Source organism: Lewinella sp. (assembly GCF_050633125.1).
Lineage (GTDB): Bacteria > Bacteroidota > Bacteroidia > Chitinophagales > Saprospiraceae > Lewinella.
Genome location: NZ_JBOEFX010000135.1, coordinates 1 through 15,828, shown reverse-complemented (window position 1 = coordinate 15,828; position 15,828 = coordinate 1). Strand labels below are relative to the sequence as shown.

The following is a 15,828-nucleotide window of genomic DNA, read 5'->3' as shown; positions in this document are numbered from 1 at the left end:
CATTACATGTGACACACCGCCCGTGATAATACCCTCATGCCATTTCGTGCCGGGTAAGGCAGAAAAAGTAGCGTACAAAACAAGCATCCCTAAAAACCTATGTGCCTATGTGAAAAACCTATTGTGGCTATGTGATAAAATAAAAAACCTTATGTGCCCTCAGGTGCCTTATGTGGTTAGAAAAAAAACACCCCTTATATTTCCTTATAATCTCTTATATGGTTCAAAACAGTAGAGGGACACGCTTACCACGCATCCCTCTTTGATTTTTTATCAACCAGAACACATCAAGCAGTCCGGATCATCCAGGCTGCAGGCTTGTCCCTCTTCGGCTTCCGTGGCTTGGCTTACGCTGCCGCCGTTTGCTACCGCCGCCAGATTTCCAGCTTTCACCGACGCTTGTGCCTCGGCGTTAACCGTAAACTTGATCGGATTCACTGCTGCCTTCGAGCGCAGGTAGTACATGCCCGTCTTCAGGCCTTGCTCCCATGCGTAGAAGTGCATCGAGGAAAGCTTACCAAAGGTCGGGTTCTGAACGAATAAGTTCATACTCTGACTCTGACAAATAAACGCTCCGCGGTCAGCAGCCATGTCGATAATCACCCGCTGACTGATCTCCCAAACCGTCTTGTACAGGTCTTTCAATTCCTGAGGAATATCGTCGAAGTTCTGGATCGAACCATTCGCGGCCATCAGGCGGTGCTTCATATCGTCGGACCATAAGCCCAGACGATTCAAGTCGCGCAACAGGTGCTTGTTTACGATCACAAACTCACCAGACAGCGTCCGGCGACTGTAGATGTTTGAGGTGTAAGGCTCAAAACATTCGTTGTTACCCAAAATCTGCGAAGTAGATGCAGTAGGCATCGGCGCTACCAGCAAGCTGTTGCGCAAGCCGTTTTCCTTGATGTCCTTCTTCAGGCCGGCCCAATCCCAACGGTCGCTAGGTTGCACGTCCCACATGTCGTACTGCAAGATACCTTTGCTGGCAGGCGAACCCTCGTAGCTTTGGTAGGGGCCTTCCTGGGCAGCCATCGCACAACTTTCGGTCAGTGCCGCAAAGTAGATGGTCTCGAAGATGTCTTTGTTCAACTGGCGTGCCTCTGGGCTATCAAACGGGTGGCGCATCAGAATAAACGCATCGGCCAGTCCTTGTACACCCAAACCTATAGGGCGGTGACGCATATTGCTGTTCTTCGCCTCGGGGATAGGGTAATAGTTTACATCAATCACCTTGTTCAGGTTGCGCGTTACGATGCGCGTCACTTCGTAGAGGCGCTCAAAGTCGTAGGTGCCGTCCTCCTTCACGTACTTGGCCAGGGCCAAACTTGCAAGGTTACACACTGCTACTTCGTCGGGCGAAGTATACTCCATGATCTCCGTACACAGGTTAGAGCTGCGAATGGTACCCAGGTTTTTCTGGTTACTCTTGCGGTTGGCAGCGTCCTTGTACAAGATGTAAGGCGTACCGGTCTCGATCTGGCTTTCCAGAATCGCAAACCACAGGTCTTGGGCTTTTACCGTCTTACGGGCGCGGCCTTCCTGCTCGTACTTGTGGTACAGGGCTTCAAACTCGCCACTGTGTACATCAAACAAGCCCGGTGCTTCGTTCGGGTCAAAGAGCGACCAGTCGCCGTTCTCTTTTACGCGTGCCATAAACAAATCAGGCATCCACATGGCGTAGAACAAGTCGCGCGCACGCATCTCTTCCTTACCGTGGTTTTTCTTCAGTTCCAGAAACTCAAAGATATCGGCATGCCAAGGCTCCAGGTAGATCGCAAAAGCGCCCTTGCGCTTGCCACCACCTTGATCCACATAGCGGGCCGTATCGTTAAACACCTTCAGCATGGGCACAATCCCGTTGCTGGTGCCACCGGTGCCTTTGATGTAGCTACCCTTGGCGCGGATGTTGTGAATGCTCAGTCCTATACCTCCAGCCGACTGCGAAATTTTCGCACAGCGGTCCAGCGTCTCAAAGATGCCAGGAATACTGTCGTCCGTCATCGACAAAAGGAAACAGCTCGACAACTGAGGCCGTGGTGTACCCGCATTAAAGAGGGTAGGAGTGGCGTGAATAAACCACTTTTGCGACATCAGATTGTACGTCTCCAACACCTTCTCCAGGTCCTCTCCGTGGATACCTACTGCTACGCGCATCAGCATGTGCTGTGGTCGCTCCACTACGTGGCCATCGGCACGCATCAGGTACGAACGCTCTAGGGTTTTAAAACCAAAAAAGTCAAACTGGTAGTCACGATCGTAAATGATCGCACTGTCAAACGTGTCACGGTGTTTCCAAATGATCTCGTAAGCTTCCTTACTGATCAGTCCAGCCGGTTCTCCGGTCTTGGGGTCGATATAGTTATAAAGTACCTTCATCGTTTTGCTGAAGGACTTGTCTGTATTCTTGTGCAAGTTAGAAACCGCAATACGAGCTGCCAGGATCGCATAATCGGGGTGGTCGGTAGCCATGCTCGCCGCCGTTTCGGCTGCCAGGTTGTCGAGCTCGGTGGTCGTTACGCCGTCGTAAAGCCCTTGGATAACCTTCTTGGCAATCTCAATATGGTCCACCTGTTTTGCCAGGCTGTAATTCAGTTTCTTAATGCGGGCGGTGATCTTGTCGAAGCTTACTGCTTCCCGCTTTCCGCCTCTTTTTACTACTTCCATCTTTTGGTGTGTATAAGTGGTGTTTAAGTTTATTTTTTATATCAGGGTTGGTATGTTTAGTGTGTAAAGGTTATTTCCCGAAAATCAGGTTTTCCTAACGCTTACACCTTTAAAACCCTTACCCCCTTCCAACTTTTTGGGCCCCGCCTTCGTTGCCCTCGGCGCCGCGTCGTCCGGTTGGCTTTCGCCGCCCTTCCACCGCTGGTCCTGCTCGTCCCTGCGCCGCCCTTCGCTATTCGCTACGGGAGTTTTTTCAAAGTCGGAAATCGGAGGTGGGAAGTCGGAAGTATTTGAGTCAGCTAGTAGTGTACTCTCCTCCTTGTCTTCGTGTACCTCGTTACTTCCGACTTCCGCTTTCCCATTTCCGACTTCTAAAAATCCTCATCTAGCGAAAACGTCTGACTCTCCCGATCGGCCATCACGCCGCTCTTTTGGTAGTCGCCTACACGCTTTTCGAAGAAATTGGTTTTCCCTTCCAAGGAGATCAAGTCCATCCACGGGAAAGGATTCTCTGCATTGAAGATCTTACCTACCCTTAGAGCTACCAGCAGGCGATCGGCTACAAACTCGATGTACTGGCACATCATCTCGGCATTCATACCAATGAGGCTTACCGGTAGTGCGTCGGTTACGAACTCCTTTTCGATCTCTACTGCATTGGCAATAATTCCTTTTATTACCTCAGGGTCCATCTTGTGCTGAATGTGGTCATTATACAACAGACAGGCAAAATCACAGTGCATACCTTCGTCTCTGCTGATCAGCTCGTTCGAGAACGTGAGGCCCGGCATCAATCCACGCTTCTTCAGCCAGAAGATAGAGCAGAAAGAACCCGAGAAGAAGATACCTTCTACGGCGGCAAATGCGATGAGGCGCTCGGCAAAAGTGCCGTTGTCAATCCAACGCAAAGCCCATTCGGCTTTCTTCTTCACACAGTCCATCGTTTCAATGGCATTGAAGAGGTAGTCCTTTTCTTTGTTGTCCTTTATATAGGTGTCGATGAGCAGCGAGTAGGTCTCGGAATGGATATTCTCCATCATAATCTGAAAACCGTAGAAGAACTTAGCTTCGGTATACTGTACTTCAGAGACGAAGTTTTCCGCTAAGTTTTCGTTTACAATGCCGTCTGATGCGGCAAAGAAAGCGAGTACGTGTTTAATGAAATGACGCTCATTGTCGTTTAATTTATCATCCCAATCGGTGAGGTCCTGGCTCAAGTCAATTTCCTCTGCAGTCCAAATGCAAGCTTCTGATTTTTTATACTCTGCCCATATATCATCATGCTGAATAGGGAAAAGGACAAAGCGGTTGGGGTTTTCTACCAGGATCGGCTCTACTTTTTTGTTCATTTCTGTACTTCCGTTTAAAAATATATTAAAGTTCTTCCTTCTCGTAAGGAAATTAAAATGCGGTGTCTCGTTCAATCTTAAGAAACAGCACGAAAATAAAATCGAATTTTATTTTCTGCGCAATACAAAAGTCTACGATCCCCGTCCATTACGTAGTGGAATGGTCAGGCAAGCACAAAAATGCTGGTAGTTGCATGGCACAGGTTTGGGGCATGACGATGGCTACTGCTTTGCTACAGTAGCCATCGTCATAAAGGTTTTGAGACCGGCAAATACCGCTCCCTCGCGTTCCCCTTAATGTTTATTTGCCGAATAAGTTCCTGCTGGATAAGAGATAGTCAAAAGTGGTATCAGTAAGTTTCTTTACCTATTCGGCGCTTTGGTTTCACTAAGATAGGGGGCAGGAATAGAAAAAAGTGAATCAGTTTTCCACATTTTGTTGATAACTAACCTAAGTAGCTGATTATCAGTAGTAATTAATTGTTCAATTAGTTTTCCACAGTGTGGATAACTTTTTTGTGGATAACTTTGAGAACCTGGTGACAACCTTCTGCTGAGGAGGGATATAAGACAATTATAGGCAGATAATTTGATTACGACTTACCTTTTGGTGCAGTATTATCATTACTGCCGGGCCAAATGTTGCCAATCACCAGCACCTAGGTCAGTCAATTGATATTAGTCAGTTGACTGACTTAGGTGTTTTGGCCTCGCCTCGGTACGGGTGTATTATGGAGTGATCTATGCTGATCGTACCAATGCGTAATCGCAATTATACGATCAGCCCCAATAAGCTACCCCCTTGCAGGTTAGTCCAAGAGTTTCCGCATAAGTTTATCCACTGGCGTGAGGACGGCATGAATTCTGCAACCGCGAAGCAGCTACGAACTTGTCTACTCGGTGAAGCCAAGTAGCGTAAAACCTGAAAAGAACCCGCAGTCCTTTGATGATCTTTTTTTGTAGAAGTAGGTCAGAAAGGGTATTTTGTTCGCATATAAATAAGTCACGACACATTTGAAAAAATGACACGCAGTTGGAATGATATACAGTGGATTTTTGAACCCGACGGGAGCCTTAGAGACATTTACGTCCAAGACATTTCATTGCAAGAGTGGGGAAAACTCATTGGCCACTTAAATAACAACTTTGACCTGACATATTCTGATCAGGACAAAATCGACAAGAAATATGTTCTTGAGTACCTCCAAGACACAAGTGGAGAAATGGAAAGTAAATCCCTGACAATTCACTTGGGACAAATAAAAATAAACTGTTTTTTCTTTCTTTCAGAGCAAATTGAATTTGACATTGACCCTAAAGAAGTTAATTCACTTAGCGACTTTGAAAAGATTGAAAAATTTATGACTTCAGTTAGCGAGGCTCTTCAGGAGCAAGTTACATTGACAGCAGAAAATAACCCTGAATTTCCATTGTTCAAAGTTGACACTAAAAATGAGATCAATAAAATATTGACAGAGAAAGAAGCAAGTGAGCTATTAGGAAGAACCAATTCCATTTCCAGTCAAATGTCGATTTTAAGGACAAGAATTCAGATGAGGTTTTTCCCTAAACGATTCGAGAAAACTCTTTTGGAGAGTGCTAATCAAGAATATCAACCGACAAAAAAAGAAAAAAACGTGTGGTAGTAAGCTGTATAACACCTTGCGAGATGCTTCGGTACTATACACAGACGAGACCGTTCTCTTTAATACCGCAATTACTTCCCACTTCCGCTTTCCCACTTCCGACTTTGAAACCTTTACCCCAAAATCAACCTACTCAACTCAGAATGCTTCAACAACTGCCCCAGCACAGGGTGTCCTTGCTTACTTATCCCGTGCAGGAGTACCAGCCGCTGGTCTGCTGGGAGTTCAGGTAAGAGAAGAAATTGCTCCAGCCCAGCAGCCTGTTGAGTGCTAAGTTCAGACTGTGTTTGAAGGTAATCGAGGATACGTTGCCCCAGGGTGGCCAAGCGGTCTACCCTCGGGAGCTCTTCTGCTAGCAGTTCTTCCAAGAGGGATTGCTGGGTTTCGGCTTTCGCATCCAGGAAGTCGGATGCAGAGGGGAGAGGAATGGTTTCGTTTGCCAGATACGCTACAAAAGCTTGCGCTGCCTGGGTACCCACGGCCGAATGCGCCAGTAGCTCCAATTGTGGATCGGGGGGCATTGGTTGCCCGTATTGTTGCCACAGCCGGAAGAGGAAAGTAAGTGTGCGGGCAGTGGTCTGTTCGCCATCAATCATTTCGGGTTGCTGCCGGACAAATTCGATGGCCATTGCCGGAATCCCTTCGGTTGCTGCCCAAGCGGCCCAACTATCGACTTCATAAACCAGTTCCAAGTGCAGCATTCGAGAAATGGTGGCCTCGTCTACCGGTGTCACAGAATACTGCTGCCCCTCAGGGTTGCCGGTCAGAATGATAAACCAATTGTCGGGCAGCGCCCACGAACTCAGCCGGCGTTCTTGCCACAAAGCCATCAGGCCTCGTAGGATACGATCATCTGCGCGGTTGAAATCGTCGATGAGCAGAATACCTGGCTCTTCTTCCTGTGGTATCCATTCCGGTGGAGCAAAGCGACTTAATGCTGTGCCATCATCTGTTTTTTCCAGATAGGGTAAGCCAATCAAATCGCCCATCTCCTCAAATTGTGCAGGACTAATCATCTGGCAGGGCCATCCTTTTGCTTTGGCCAATGCCAGCACCATTTCAGTCTTACCAATGCCATGCTTTCCCCATAAACAAACAGGCGGAACCTGGTGTGCAGGTTGCGCAAAGAGTCGCTGCAAATACTGAGCAGCAGCTTGGGCACTGACGCGCGGACCGTGAGAAAATGGTGTGGTTATTGCCAAGATAGGTCGTTTTTAGAGGGGGAATGAACAAATAAAAATTAGCGCCAAAGCTAATTTATGACATAAAAGGCAGCAAATTCTCAACTTTTTTATGATTTTTGTAGCCGAAGAAGCTTTTTCTGCTTCTTATCCTTTCGCTTTTGGAACATGTTTGGGACGGTTTCGTTATGAGAATCAATGATTTCCGGTTCTGGCAAAGTTGCGAAATTCGAGCTTAGCGGGCTAAGCGAGCATTTTGCAGTAAAGTCAGGTTCGTAAAGTATTGATTCGCAATAGGAACGAGGCCCAAAGATGCTCTTAGGTCATGAAACCACAGGAAGTCAACGCCAAAAAGCCAAATTGACTTCTCGTACTTTAGAGAAAACACACACAATACGGCAGACAAGCATCCATCGCTTGTCGAATTGGTGATAATTGGTTAGCCCAATATTGTCAAATATTTGATCATTGCATAATTGCAAGCAATAGAATGCTTGTGTAATAAGGTTTCAAAAAGCGTGATTGAGCTGCAAAATAGTTGCTTAGTCAATTTCAAGGCAATCCTATGAGACACTACATCCTTTGGTGCGGACTATTATGGTCTGCGACTTTGCTGGCCCAGCCTCGGGCAGAATTAAATTTATTACTTGGCGGTGGTGCCTATCTTGGCGACTTGCAAGTAGCGAACCAGATTCCTGATTTGGAGCAGGTTCAGTTTTCTCCTGGACTGCAATTTGGGGTGTCGATACACAATAACTGGCTGGTCAGAGCTGGATTTCAAACCCTAAGCTATGATGGTGCCGACGCTTTTAGCGATATAGCAGAGATTAAAGAACGAGATTTTTCCTTTACAGGGAAGCTTACAGAAGGCAACGTACAACTGGTGTGGGAACCTTTAGCCCATCGTCGTTATCCGGCCACTGGAGGTTATCGGAATATTATTTCCCCTTACCTTTTTGTTGGTGCTGGCTTGGCTTTCTTCGAGCATACTACGCGTTATGGTAATCCTGGTGTTGATGGGTTTCCTCCAAAGATACAGGCTGACCTTGATGCGGAAGAATCCCCTGCATTTGTCCTTCCTGTAGGTGGAGGAGTTCGTTTCGATCTTAGTAAACATACCAGTGTGGGCCTTGAGTTGGGCGCACGTAAGACCTTTACCGATCAACTTGATGGCGTATCCAATTCGGGGAAATCAGATACCGATGATTGGTACTTGGCTGGTGGTTTAACCATTAGCTATCGTTGGATTACACCAGATTATGATCGCGATGGCTTTTTTGATAAGGTAGATGCTTGCCCCGAGCAAGCTGGCGTGGATTATGCCAAGGGTTGTCCTGATAGCGACGGCGACGGCCTGCCCGACAACGTAGATCTTTGTCCTTACCAAGCAGGTAAAATAGAAACCCGTGGTTGCCCCGATACTGATTTTGATGGCGTAGCTGATTTTGTAGATGATTGCCCCGATTACCCCGGCTCAGCAAGCGCTAAAGGCTGTCTGGATAGTGATGGCGATGGCCTCCGCGATGACGAGGATATGTGTCCTTATTGCCCAGCTGTAAATGGTTTGTCGGGCTGCCCTGATACGGATGGCGATGGTATTGAAGATGCCCGTGATCGCTGCCCCAACCTGGCGGGTACCAGCGAAGGAGAAGGTTGCCCTTACGTCGATAGTGACCATGACGGTGTTGCCGATGAAGAGGATCAATGCCCGGAACTTGCAGGGTCAGAAGCGACTAAAGGTTGCCCCGATACCGATGGTGATGGCTTGATTGATACCGAAGATAAATGCCCAACACTTGCGGGAACATCAGTCAATATGGGGTGCCCGGCAGTGAGTGAGGCCATTAAAGAAACTTTGGCCTTCGTTACGGAAGCGGTACAGTTTGAAACCGGAAGCAACCAACTCAAGGAAAGTTCTAAAGAGAAGCTGGATGAACTGGTGGCTATCCTGGAGGAACATCCTTATTATCACCTGACGATTAGTGGTCACACGGATAGCCAGGGGAACAATGATGCCAACCTCAAATTGTCTCAGGCTCGTGCAGAAGCTTGTTTTGAGTACCTTGAAAATGGAGGGATCAATGCAGCACGCATGACTCACGAAGGTTTTGGCGAAAGCCAACCCATAGCTCCAAACAGTACGAAAGCAGGTCGAAGCAAAAATAGGAGAGTAGCTTTTGAATTAGTGGTACGATAAGAAATCGCACGAAAATAATTGAACCACATTAAGGGATATAAGGTCGTTTAAGTGTTTTGAAAGAGATGCTTACCCTGGGTTTTCTGTATTTTGTATATTTGATTTGTAAAACAATATCTCTCTGAAAAATGCAAAACTTTTTATTCGCTGTGTGTCTCCTCTTTGGAACACCAGCAATGACGCAATCATTTACCGTCACAATTCCTGTTGATCAGCTTACTGATGCTACGATATCTTACTGCTTTCTTTCTGATGAGGAAGGAGAAATCATCGATGATTATTTTTATAACCCTTTTAAGGAATTATATACAGACACAATTCGGTTGCGAAGCTATTCGGCAAATCGCTCCCATCTTTCTGTGGTTCAATATTATATTCCTGTAAGTGCCGATGAGGAAGATTTAACCAAGGTTTTCACCATTTATGGTTTGGAGGCGGATTTTCTTTACGAAGCTGTAGCTCGCCCAAGAGAAATGCATGTTTTGGGGCAATACGCCCAAAGTGAGCAAGTAGCCTATCATTTTACAGGCATGGATTATAGCCTCTCTCAAGTTCAATTTCCTCCTAAAGCAGAACTTACGGATAAGGGGTATCGGTCACGTTTTCAAACTGGAAGACTAGAAGGGATAGACCAGTGTGCAGAAGATTATTACATTTTTCTTAGAACAGGCAGCAAAGTGCCCTGGCGATACATTTTGCACCAGCAAGAATTTAGTGGTGACACCATGCGTTATTCCGATTTGCCAACAGTCTCTCGAGAGAAAAGAATTGTTTTGCCGGTCTTCGGGAATTGGCAACTTCAGGTCACTGCTTATCACCCTTATCTGGATGATCGGGTAAGTATTCCTTTTTCTGACAGCCGCGACGGTCGGTTTGAAGGGAGAGAATTGTATTTGCAGATTCCAGAAGATGATATCCTCGAAGATTTTATCATTCGGGCATTGGTTTCTCCAAAAAGGGATAAGTATTTGTACCTCTTTCGAGGAGATCATTTACCAGACGAAATAACAAGGGTGGAGCCAAGTTTAAGCCCATTGAATGATGCTCGGCGTATCTCAATAAAGATGGTTAGCCCGGACGGGTACTTCCTGTTGAAGAGCCCACCCAATCGCTTGGTCCGAAACCCTGAGGGGGGATTTGAGTATGAAAATACCCGCTTTTCATGGATTGTTTCCGGTGAAATACCTCCATCGAGGCATATTGAATTTGATATTCCCATTTTTTCAAGTAACATTCTTCACGTTATTCCAACCTTGAAGAAATTTACGGGTAAACAAATGACGGTCTGCAAGCTTTTTTATCCCAACGTAAAACTCACTCCCCGGCAATGGTCAACCCAGTTGGTTCAGGGGCAATACTTTCTACAGGAATTCGGAGGGATGATCTTTACAGATAATTTGCCAGTTAGTATTCGGTAGGAACTATTTAGACTTTCGCTTCAGCCTCGCGTAAATATGCTTGGAATGCCCACGCCCCGGAGATTCGCGTTCATCAATTTCTATCAGGCCTGTTAGGGATTTTAAGAGAGGGGTAAGTTTGTTGAAACCATGATTACGCGGATCAAACTGAGGTTGCTTTTTTAGCATCAGGCTACCTACTTCTCCCAAAAAGGCCCAGCCGTCATCATCGCTGATATCGTCGATAGTTTCGGCGATGAGTTGCTTGATTTTGCTCGGGATAACCTCTTTTTTACTGCGACTAGGCGTGCTTCCCGTTCCGGTCTTTTCCTTTTTGATATGTGGTTTGAGAATTTCAATAAAAATGAACCGATCACAGGCTACAATAAACGGTTCTGGCGTCTTTTTCTCCCCCATACCGATGACTTTCATGCCCGATTCACGCAAGCGGGTAGCAAGGCGGGTAAAGTCGCTATCACTGGAAACGATACAAAAACCATCAACCTTGGAGCCGTAGAGGATATCCATCGCATCAATGATCATGGCGGAGTCGGTCGCGTTTTTACCGGTGGTATAGCTGTATTGTTGGATCGGCGTGATGGCATGTTCCAGGAGTACTTGTTTCCATCCTCGGACATGGGGCTTGGTCCAGTCGCCATAGATGCGCTTGATGGTGAGCGTGCCAAATTTGGCGAGCTCTTCCATCATTTCCTTTACCATTTTGTAAGGAACATTATCAGCATCAATCAGCACAGCCAGGTTTAAATCGGGTTTGTCTTGGTTATCCATAGGTATAAAGGTAGGGTTTTATAGAGGCACCGTCTGCCATCTGTTTGTATTAACGGACGATTCAAAGCATACGTTCAGTGTTCTGCCAAGTTTTTTCCTGAATAATATTCTACCCTCGTTTACTTTAGTAATTTAGCTAAACTGTCCAGTAATGGGTGGGTCTGCTTTTATTCTTCACGTATGATTTCCAATTCCGTTATGAAAAAATCCTTATTCATCCTGGTGTTAAGTTGCTTATTAGGGACCGTCGTCTCTGCTCAGATTAGCGCCAAGCTCATGCGTTTTATCGACGTATCAGAAACCCAAATCACCTTTGTTTATGGTGGCGATTTGTGGATTGTTCCTAAAAGTGGTGGCACCGCACAGCAGGTAACCCACTCTCCGGGCGAAGAAAGCTACCCCCGCTTTTCTCCCGATGGTAAGTCTATTGCTTACACGGCCTCCTACAACGGTAATATGGATGTCTATACCATGCCGATAACTGGTGGTGTACCTACGCGCGTAACCTACCAATCGCATGCCGACCGAATGGTGGATTGGCACCCTGATGGGGAGCGACTCCTTTTTGCTTCGCGCCGCGAATTAGGTCAGCGTTCTGGTCGTCAGCTTTTTCTGGTCGATAAAGACGGAGGGATTGCCCAACGATTGCCCATTCCTTACGGAGAACTCGCCAGTTACTCTCCTGATGGAAAACAGTTGGCTTATATTACTAAAATTACTGAGGGGTACCCCTTCAAACGCTACCGGGGTGGTCTCACTTCTGATATCTTGATTTATGATACGGATAGCCAGGAGGTCGTTAACGTGACGAACAATACCGCCAACGACGGGCAACCTGCCTGGGCCGGAGACAAGGTTTATTTTCTCTCCGATCAGGCCAAGAATATGCGCCTGAATATCTGGGTCTACGATACCAAAACGAAGACTTCCCGACAGGTAACCAAATTCAACGACTTCGATATCTCTCGTCTCGCAGCTGGCCCCAAAGACCTGGTCTTTGAAATGGGAGGCACGCTTTACCGTATGGATTTGGCAACCGAAAAGTACGAGGCTGTTCCGGTCAACGTCATCAGCGACCTTTCCGTAGAGATGCCCCGTGCCGAAGATGTGAGCCGTAATATCAGCAATATGACCGCCGCCCCCGGTAGTAAGCGCATCATTTTTGAAGCCCGCGGGGAGCTGTTCAACGTTCCTGTAAAGGAAGGGTATACGATGAACCTCACGAATTCCAGCGGTGCCTTCGATCGTGATCCAGCTTGGTCGCCGGATGGCAAAACCCTCGCTTTTTGGAGCGATCGATCTGGAGAGTTTGAGGTCTACTTTCAGCCCGCCGATGGTAGCAGCCCAGCCCGACAAATGACCCGGCGCGGCAAAGGTTTTGGTTATAACCTCTTCTGGTCACCAGATAGCAAACAGGTCGTGTTTATCGATGAAACCAATACCATCTTTTTGATGGACGCCTCCTCTGGTGACCTGAAAACGGTGACCCGAAATACTTGGAATATCAGCCACCCTGGCCGAGGAGGTTACACCATCTCTTGGTCACCAAACTCGGAATGGCTGACCTTTGCCTTGGGGCAGAACAATGCCAATGAGGCCATCTTTTGTTACAATACCAGAACAGAAAAACTGGAACGAGTCAGTAGTGGCTATTTCAATGATTCGGACCCCGTTTTTAGCGCAGACGGTAAATACCTGTTTTACCTGACCAATCGCAGCTTTACACCCTCTTATTCTGATATGGGCGATGGCACTTGGGTGTACCCCAATGCGACCCAAATTGCAGCGGTCAGCCTCACTTCAGATGCACCATCACTGCTGAGCGCTCGCAATGACGAAGTGGAAATCAAAGAAGATAAAAAAGAGGAGGAGGACGATGAAGAAAAGGAAGAAGAATCAGAATCAGAGGAAGAAGCTGAGGAAGACGACGATAACCTGGCCATCGACTTTGAAGACATAGAAGCACGTTTGGTCTTGTTGCCGCCAGATGCGGGCAATATTCTTGGCTTAATGCCTTTCAAAGGGAAGCTGTTGTACGGACGTGCACCCAACACGGGCTCTGGCGAGCGTTCTGTAAAGATTGTTGCCTATGACCTGGATGACCGGGAAGAAAAAACGGTAATCGACGGCATCAACGGCGCTGTAGTTACTGCTGATGGGAAAGCGATTCTAGTAGAGAGCAATGGCCGATACGGCATCATCAAGCCTGCTCCGGGGCAAAAAATAGACAAAGGTATTCCTACCGATGGCTTGGTGATGAACCTTGTTCCTCGCGAAGAATGGAAGCAGATTTTCAACGATACCTGGCGTCGTCATCGTGACTTCTTTTACGATCCTGCCATGCACGGCCTTGACTGGGAGGCGCTCCGCACGCGCTATGGTGCGCTATTGGATGACGCCCGTACCCGCTGGGATGTTTCGGCGCTGCAATCTAATCTGGCAGCGGAGCTTAGCGCCGGGCATACCTACACCTTTGGCGGTGATGCCGAACGGGTGCGCCCCGTCGTGACCGGCTATCTGGGCATCGACTGGGAGCTGGCCAATGGCAAGTACCGTATCAAACGCATTGCCCGGCCAGCGGCTTGGGATACGGAAGTGCGTTCTCCGCTGGATCAGCCCGGTGTGGATGTAAAAGCGGGAGATTATATCCTGGCCGTGAACGGTATGCCATTGGATATCAATAAAGACCCTTATGCGGCTTTTGCTGGTTTGGCAGAAACGACCGTGAGCCTCAAGATCGAACGCACGGGAGAAGAACCTCGCGAAGAAATCGTTACCCTTTTAGATGAAAGAGACGAAGTACGCCTGCGCCACCTGGAGTGGATAGAACAGAACCGGAAAATGGTAGAAGAGCTTTCTGATGGCAAATTGGGTTACGTCTACATGTCCAATACTTCTGGGCAGGGCCAATTAGAGTTGGTGCGGATGTACTACGGCCAGCTAGACAAGGAAGGTTTTATCATTGATGAACGCTTCAACGGCGGTGGCCAGCTAGCGGATCGCTTTTTGGAACTGCTACAGCGCCCGGTGGTTTACAACCTGCACTGGCGTCACGGGCGGGATCATACCCACCCGATAAAGACCAATACTGGCCCCGTAGGCATGTTGATCAACGGCTGGGCGGGTTCCGGAGGAGATGGCTTGCCGTGGGCTTTCCAGGAGCTTGAAGCTGGCCCTATTGTGGGGGAGCGCACCCTGGGTATCCTCGTTGGCCCCGCTACCGGGCATCGCCTTATTGATGGTGGCGGAATCACCGTTCCTGGTGCTCGCCTCTACGACAATGATGGCCACTGGTTCTGGGAAGGCGAAGGTGTCGCTCCAGACATCGAAGTTTGGGATGACCCCAATATCCTCATGAAAGGCCGCGACCCGCAAGTAGAAAGAGTGGTACAGGAAGTCGTGAAGTTATTGGAAACCAAGCCAGCTAAATTCACGCCCGCTCCTGCTCCTGAAGATCGCACTGCGAAGGGGCTAGGTAAGCAATAATGGTTTTCATCGGAAAAAAAGATAACACGATTGGCTGGGCATTTGAAGTCCGTGCCGATCGTGTTTTTTTTGAGCCTAATCGTACCAGTGCGATCATACGATTGGGGGTAAAACTCTCAAAATATTCGCTTTGTAAAGCGGGCTTTTTTATCAATTCCAAATCAATAATTCAAAAATGGGAATGATTCTTCTATAACTATCAAAAATATACTTATCGGAACAAAAAAACACCTGTAAATTATTGGTCTATCGTTTCCTTCGGTAAGGAAAAGCTTTACATTTTTTAAGTTGTAAAATACCAAGGAAGCTATGCATAATGTGGTAGTCGCCCAGTAATTATGGCCAAAACTCAGGAGTATACATAGGTAAGCAGTCTGCTTCAAATTCCAGGCTAAACAACTGTTTTGCTTCAAACGGCTTAAAAATGTCCCCAAAAAACCCAGAATACAATAATATAAGCCCCAGCCGTTTTCGTAATCATACAATGAGAGAAACATCCTTATAAATGGATCTAGCGATGATATATTGTATATTATTTCCAGCCTTGAGAAAAGGACTAGCACAAAAAACAACATCTCAAAGTAGTTCAGAAGTGTCAATTTGGAAGCCTTACTCACTCTTTGTGTTTTTTGATAATAGCTTACATTTAGCAGATGAATATAGCCATTTTCGGGTTTTGGTGGTTCCCCGTGATTTATCGCGGGTACGACCACAGCACAGAACGATGCAGTATTTCCTGAAAAAGAGAATTTTTCTTGAAAGGCACGCTCATGTTAGTTTCCTAACTAACATGCTATATCCTGCTGGTCCCCTGACCAGCTAACAAGCCGTAAATGTGAAGACTGTTGGTCGGGAGACCAACGTGATATTTTCAGGTTAGTCTGGGGACTAACCTGAGCGGAAGAGGAAATTTTTCTTAAAAAGCATCGTTTATCACATGAAATCAAATTAAGAAGCGTTGATTAAGTGCCTGTTACAGTGTGATTTGTCTGACAAAACATTGCTTTTGTATGACCAATAAGGAACAGCACAAAAATAAGCTGAGCCGTCGTTTTTCAAAAAGTTGGCTAAGCGGTTCACTTTAAGCGTGTCAACTATTTGGAAAACCACAAAGAC

General features: G+C 47.0%; 8 protein-coding genes. 4 read left to right on the top strand and 4 right to left on the bottom strand.

All coding sequences use genetic code 11. From position 1 onward, the window contains the following. Nucleotides 1-273 precede the first annotated feature (273 nt). Entirely contained in the window at nucleotides 274-2,667 is a 2,394-nt protein-coding gene (locus tag ACRBG0_RS25110; RefSeq protein WP_431489585.1) for a ribonucleoside-diphosphate reductase subunit alpha, read from the bottom strand. Nucleotides 2,668-3,038: 371 nt separating this feature from the next. Further along, entirely contained in the window at nucleotides 3,039-4,016 is a 978-nt protein-coding gene (locus tag ACRBG0_RS25105; RefSeq protein ID WP_431489584.1) for a ribonucleotide-diphosphate reductase subunit beta, read from the bottom strand. Between the two features lie 1,022 nt (nucleotides 4,017-5,038). Between ACRBG0_RS25105 and ACRBG0_RS25100 the strand changes: the two genes are divergently transcribed. Next, nucleotides 5,039-5,662, top strand: coding sequence for a hypothetical protein (locus ACRBG0_RS25100; RefSeq protein ID WP_431489583.1), 624 nt, complete (start codon nucleotides 5,039-5,041; stop codon nucleotides 5,660-5,662). Between the two features lie 113 nt (nucleotides 5,663-5,775). Here the strand turns inward: ACRBG0_RS25100 and ACRBG0_RS25095 are convergent, their stop codons facing one another. Beyond that, nucleotides 5,776-6,864: an AAA family ATPase gene (locus ACRBG0_RS25095; protein ID WP_431489582.1), complete on the bottom strand. Its 1,089-nt coding sequence runs from the start codon at nucleotides 6,862-6,864 to the stop codon at nucleotides 5,776-5,778. 544 nt (nucleotides 6,865-7,408) lie between these two features. Here ACRBG0_RS25095 and ACRBG0_RS25090 point away from each other — a divergent pair. Beyond that, entirely contained in the window at nucleotides 7,409-9,040 is a 1,632-nt protein-coding gene (locus tag ACRBG0_RS25090) for a DUF6089 family protein (RefSeq protein ID WP_431489581.1), read from the top strand. A 128-nt stretch (nucleotides 9,041-9,168) separates the two neighbouring features. After that, nucleotides 9,169-10,458 carry a hypothetical protein gene (locus ACRBG0_RS25085; RefSeq protein WP_431489580.1) on the top strand — a complete coding sequence of 430 codons (1,290 nt, stop codon included), beginning with the start codon at nucleotides 9,169-9,171 and terminating at the stop codon, nucleotides 10,456-10,458. A 3-nt stretch (nucleotides 10,459-10,461) separates the two neighbouring features. On the opposite strand, the gene ACRBG0_RS25080 is transcribed toward ACRBG0_RS25085, so the two are convergent. After that, the gene (locus ACRBG0_RS25080) at nucleotides 10,462-11,226 is read right to left on the bottom strand and encodes an NYN domain-containing protein (protein WP_431489579.1); all 765 of its coding nucleotides are present in this window, start codon (nucleotides 11,224-11,226) and stop codon (nucleotides 10,462-10,464) included. A gap of 198 nt (nucleotides 11,227-11,424) precedes the next feature. On the opposite strand from ACRBG0_RS25080, the gene ACRBG0_RS25075 reads away from it, so the two are divergent. After that, nucleotides 11,425-14,712, top strand: coding sequence for a S41 family peptidase (locus ACRBG0_RS25075; protein WP_431489578.1), 3,288 nt, complete (start codon nucleotides 11,425-11,427; stop codon nucleotides 14,710-14,712). Nucleotides 14,713-15,828: the final 1,116 nt, after the last annotated feature.

What these genes read in the sequence shown, in the direction of transcription:
- ACRBG0_RS25110 (WP_431489585.1), bottom strand. Translation starts at nt 2,667, where the DNA reads ATGGAAGTAGTAAAAAGAGGCGGAAAGCGGGAAGCAGTAAGCTTCGAC.
- ACRBG0_RS25105 (WP_431489584.1), bottom strand. Translation starts at nt 4,016, where the DNA reads ATGAACAAAAAAGTAGAGCCGATCCTGGTAGAAAACCCCAACCGCTTT.
- ACRBG0_RS25100 (WP_431489583.1), top strand. Translation starts at nt 5,039, where the DNA reads ATGACACGCAGTTGGAATGATATACAGTGGATTTTTGAACCCGACGGG.
- ACRBG0_RS25090 (WP_431489581.1), top strand. Translation starts at nt 7,409, where the DNA reads ATGAGACACTACATCCTTTGGTGCGGACTATTATGGTCTGCGACTTTG.
- ACRBG0_RS25085 (WP_431489580.1), top strand. Translation starts at nt 9,169, where the DNA reads ATGCAAAACTTTTTATTCGCTGTGTGTCTCCTCTTTGGAACACCAGCA.
- ACRBG0_RS25080 (WP_431489579.1), bottom strand. Translation starts at nt 11,226, where the DNA reads ATGGATAACCAAGACAAACCCGATTTAAACCTGGCTGTGCTGATTGAT.
- ACRBG0_RS25075 (WP_431489578.1), top strand. Translation starts at nt 11,425, where the DNA reads ATGAAAAAATCCTTATTCATCCTGGTGTTAAGTTGCTTATTAGGGACC.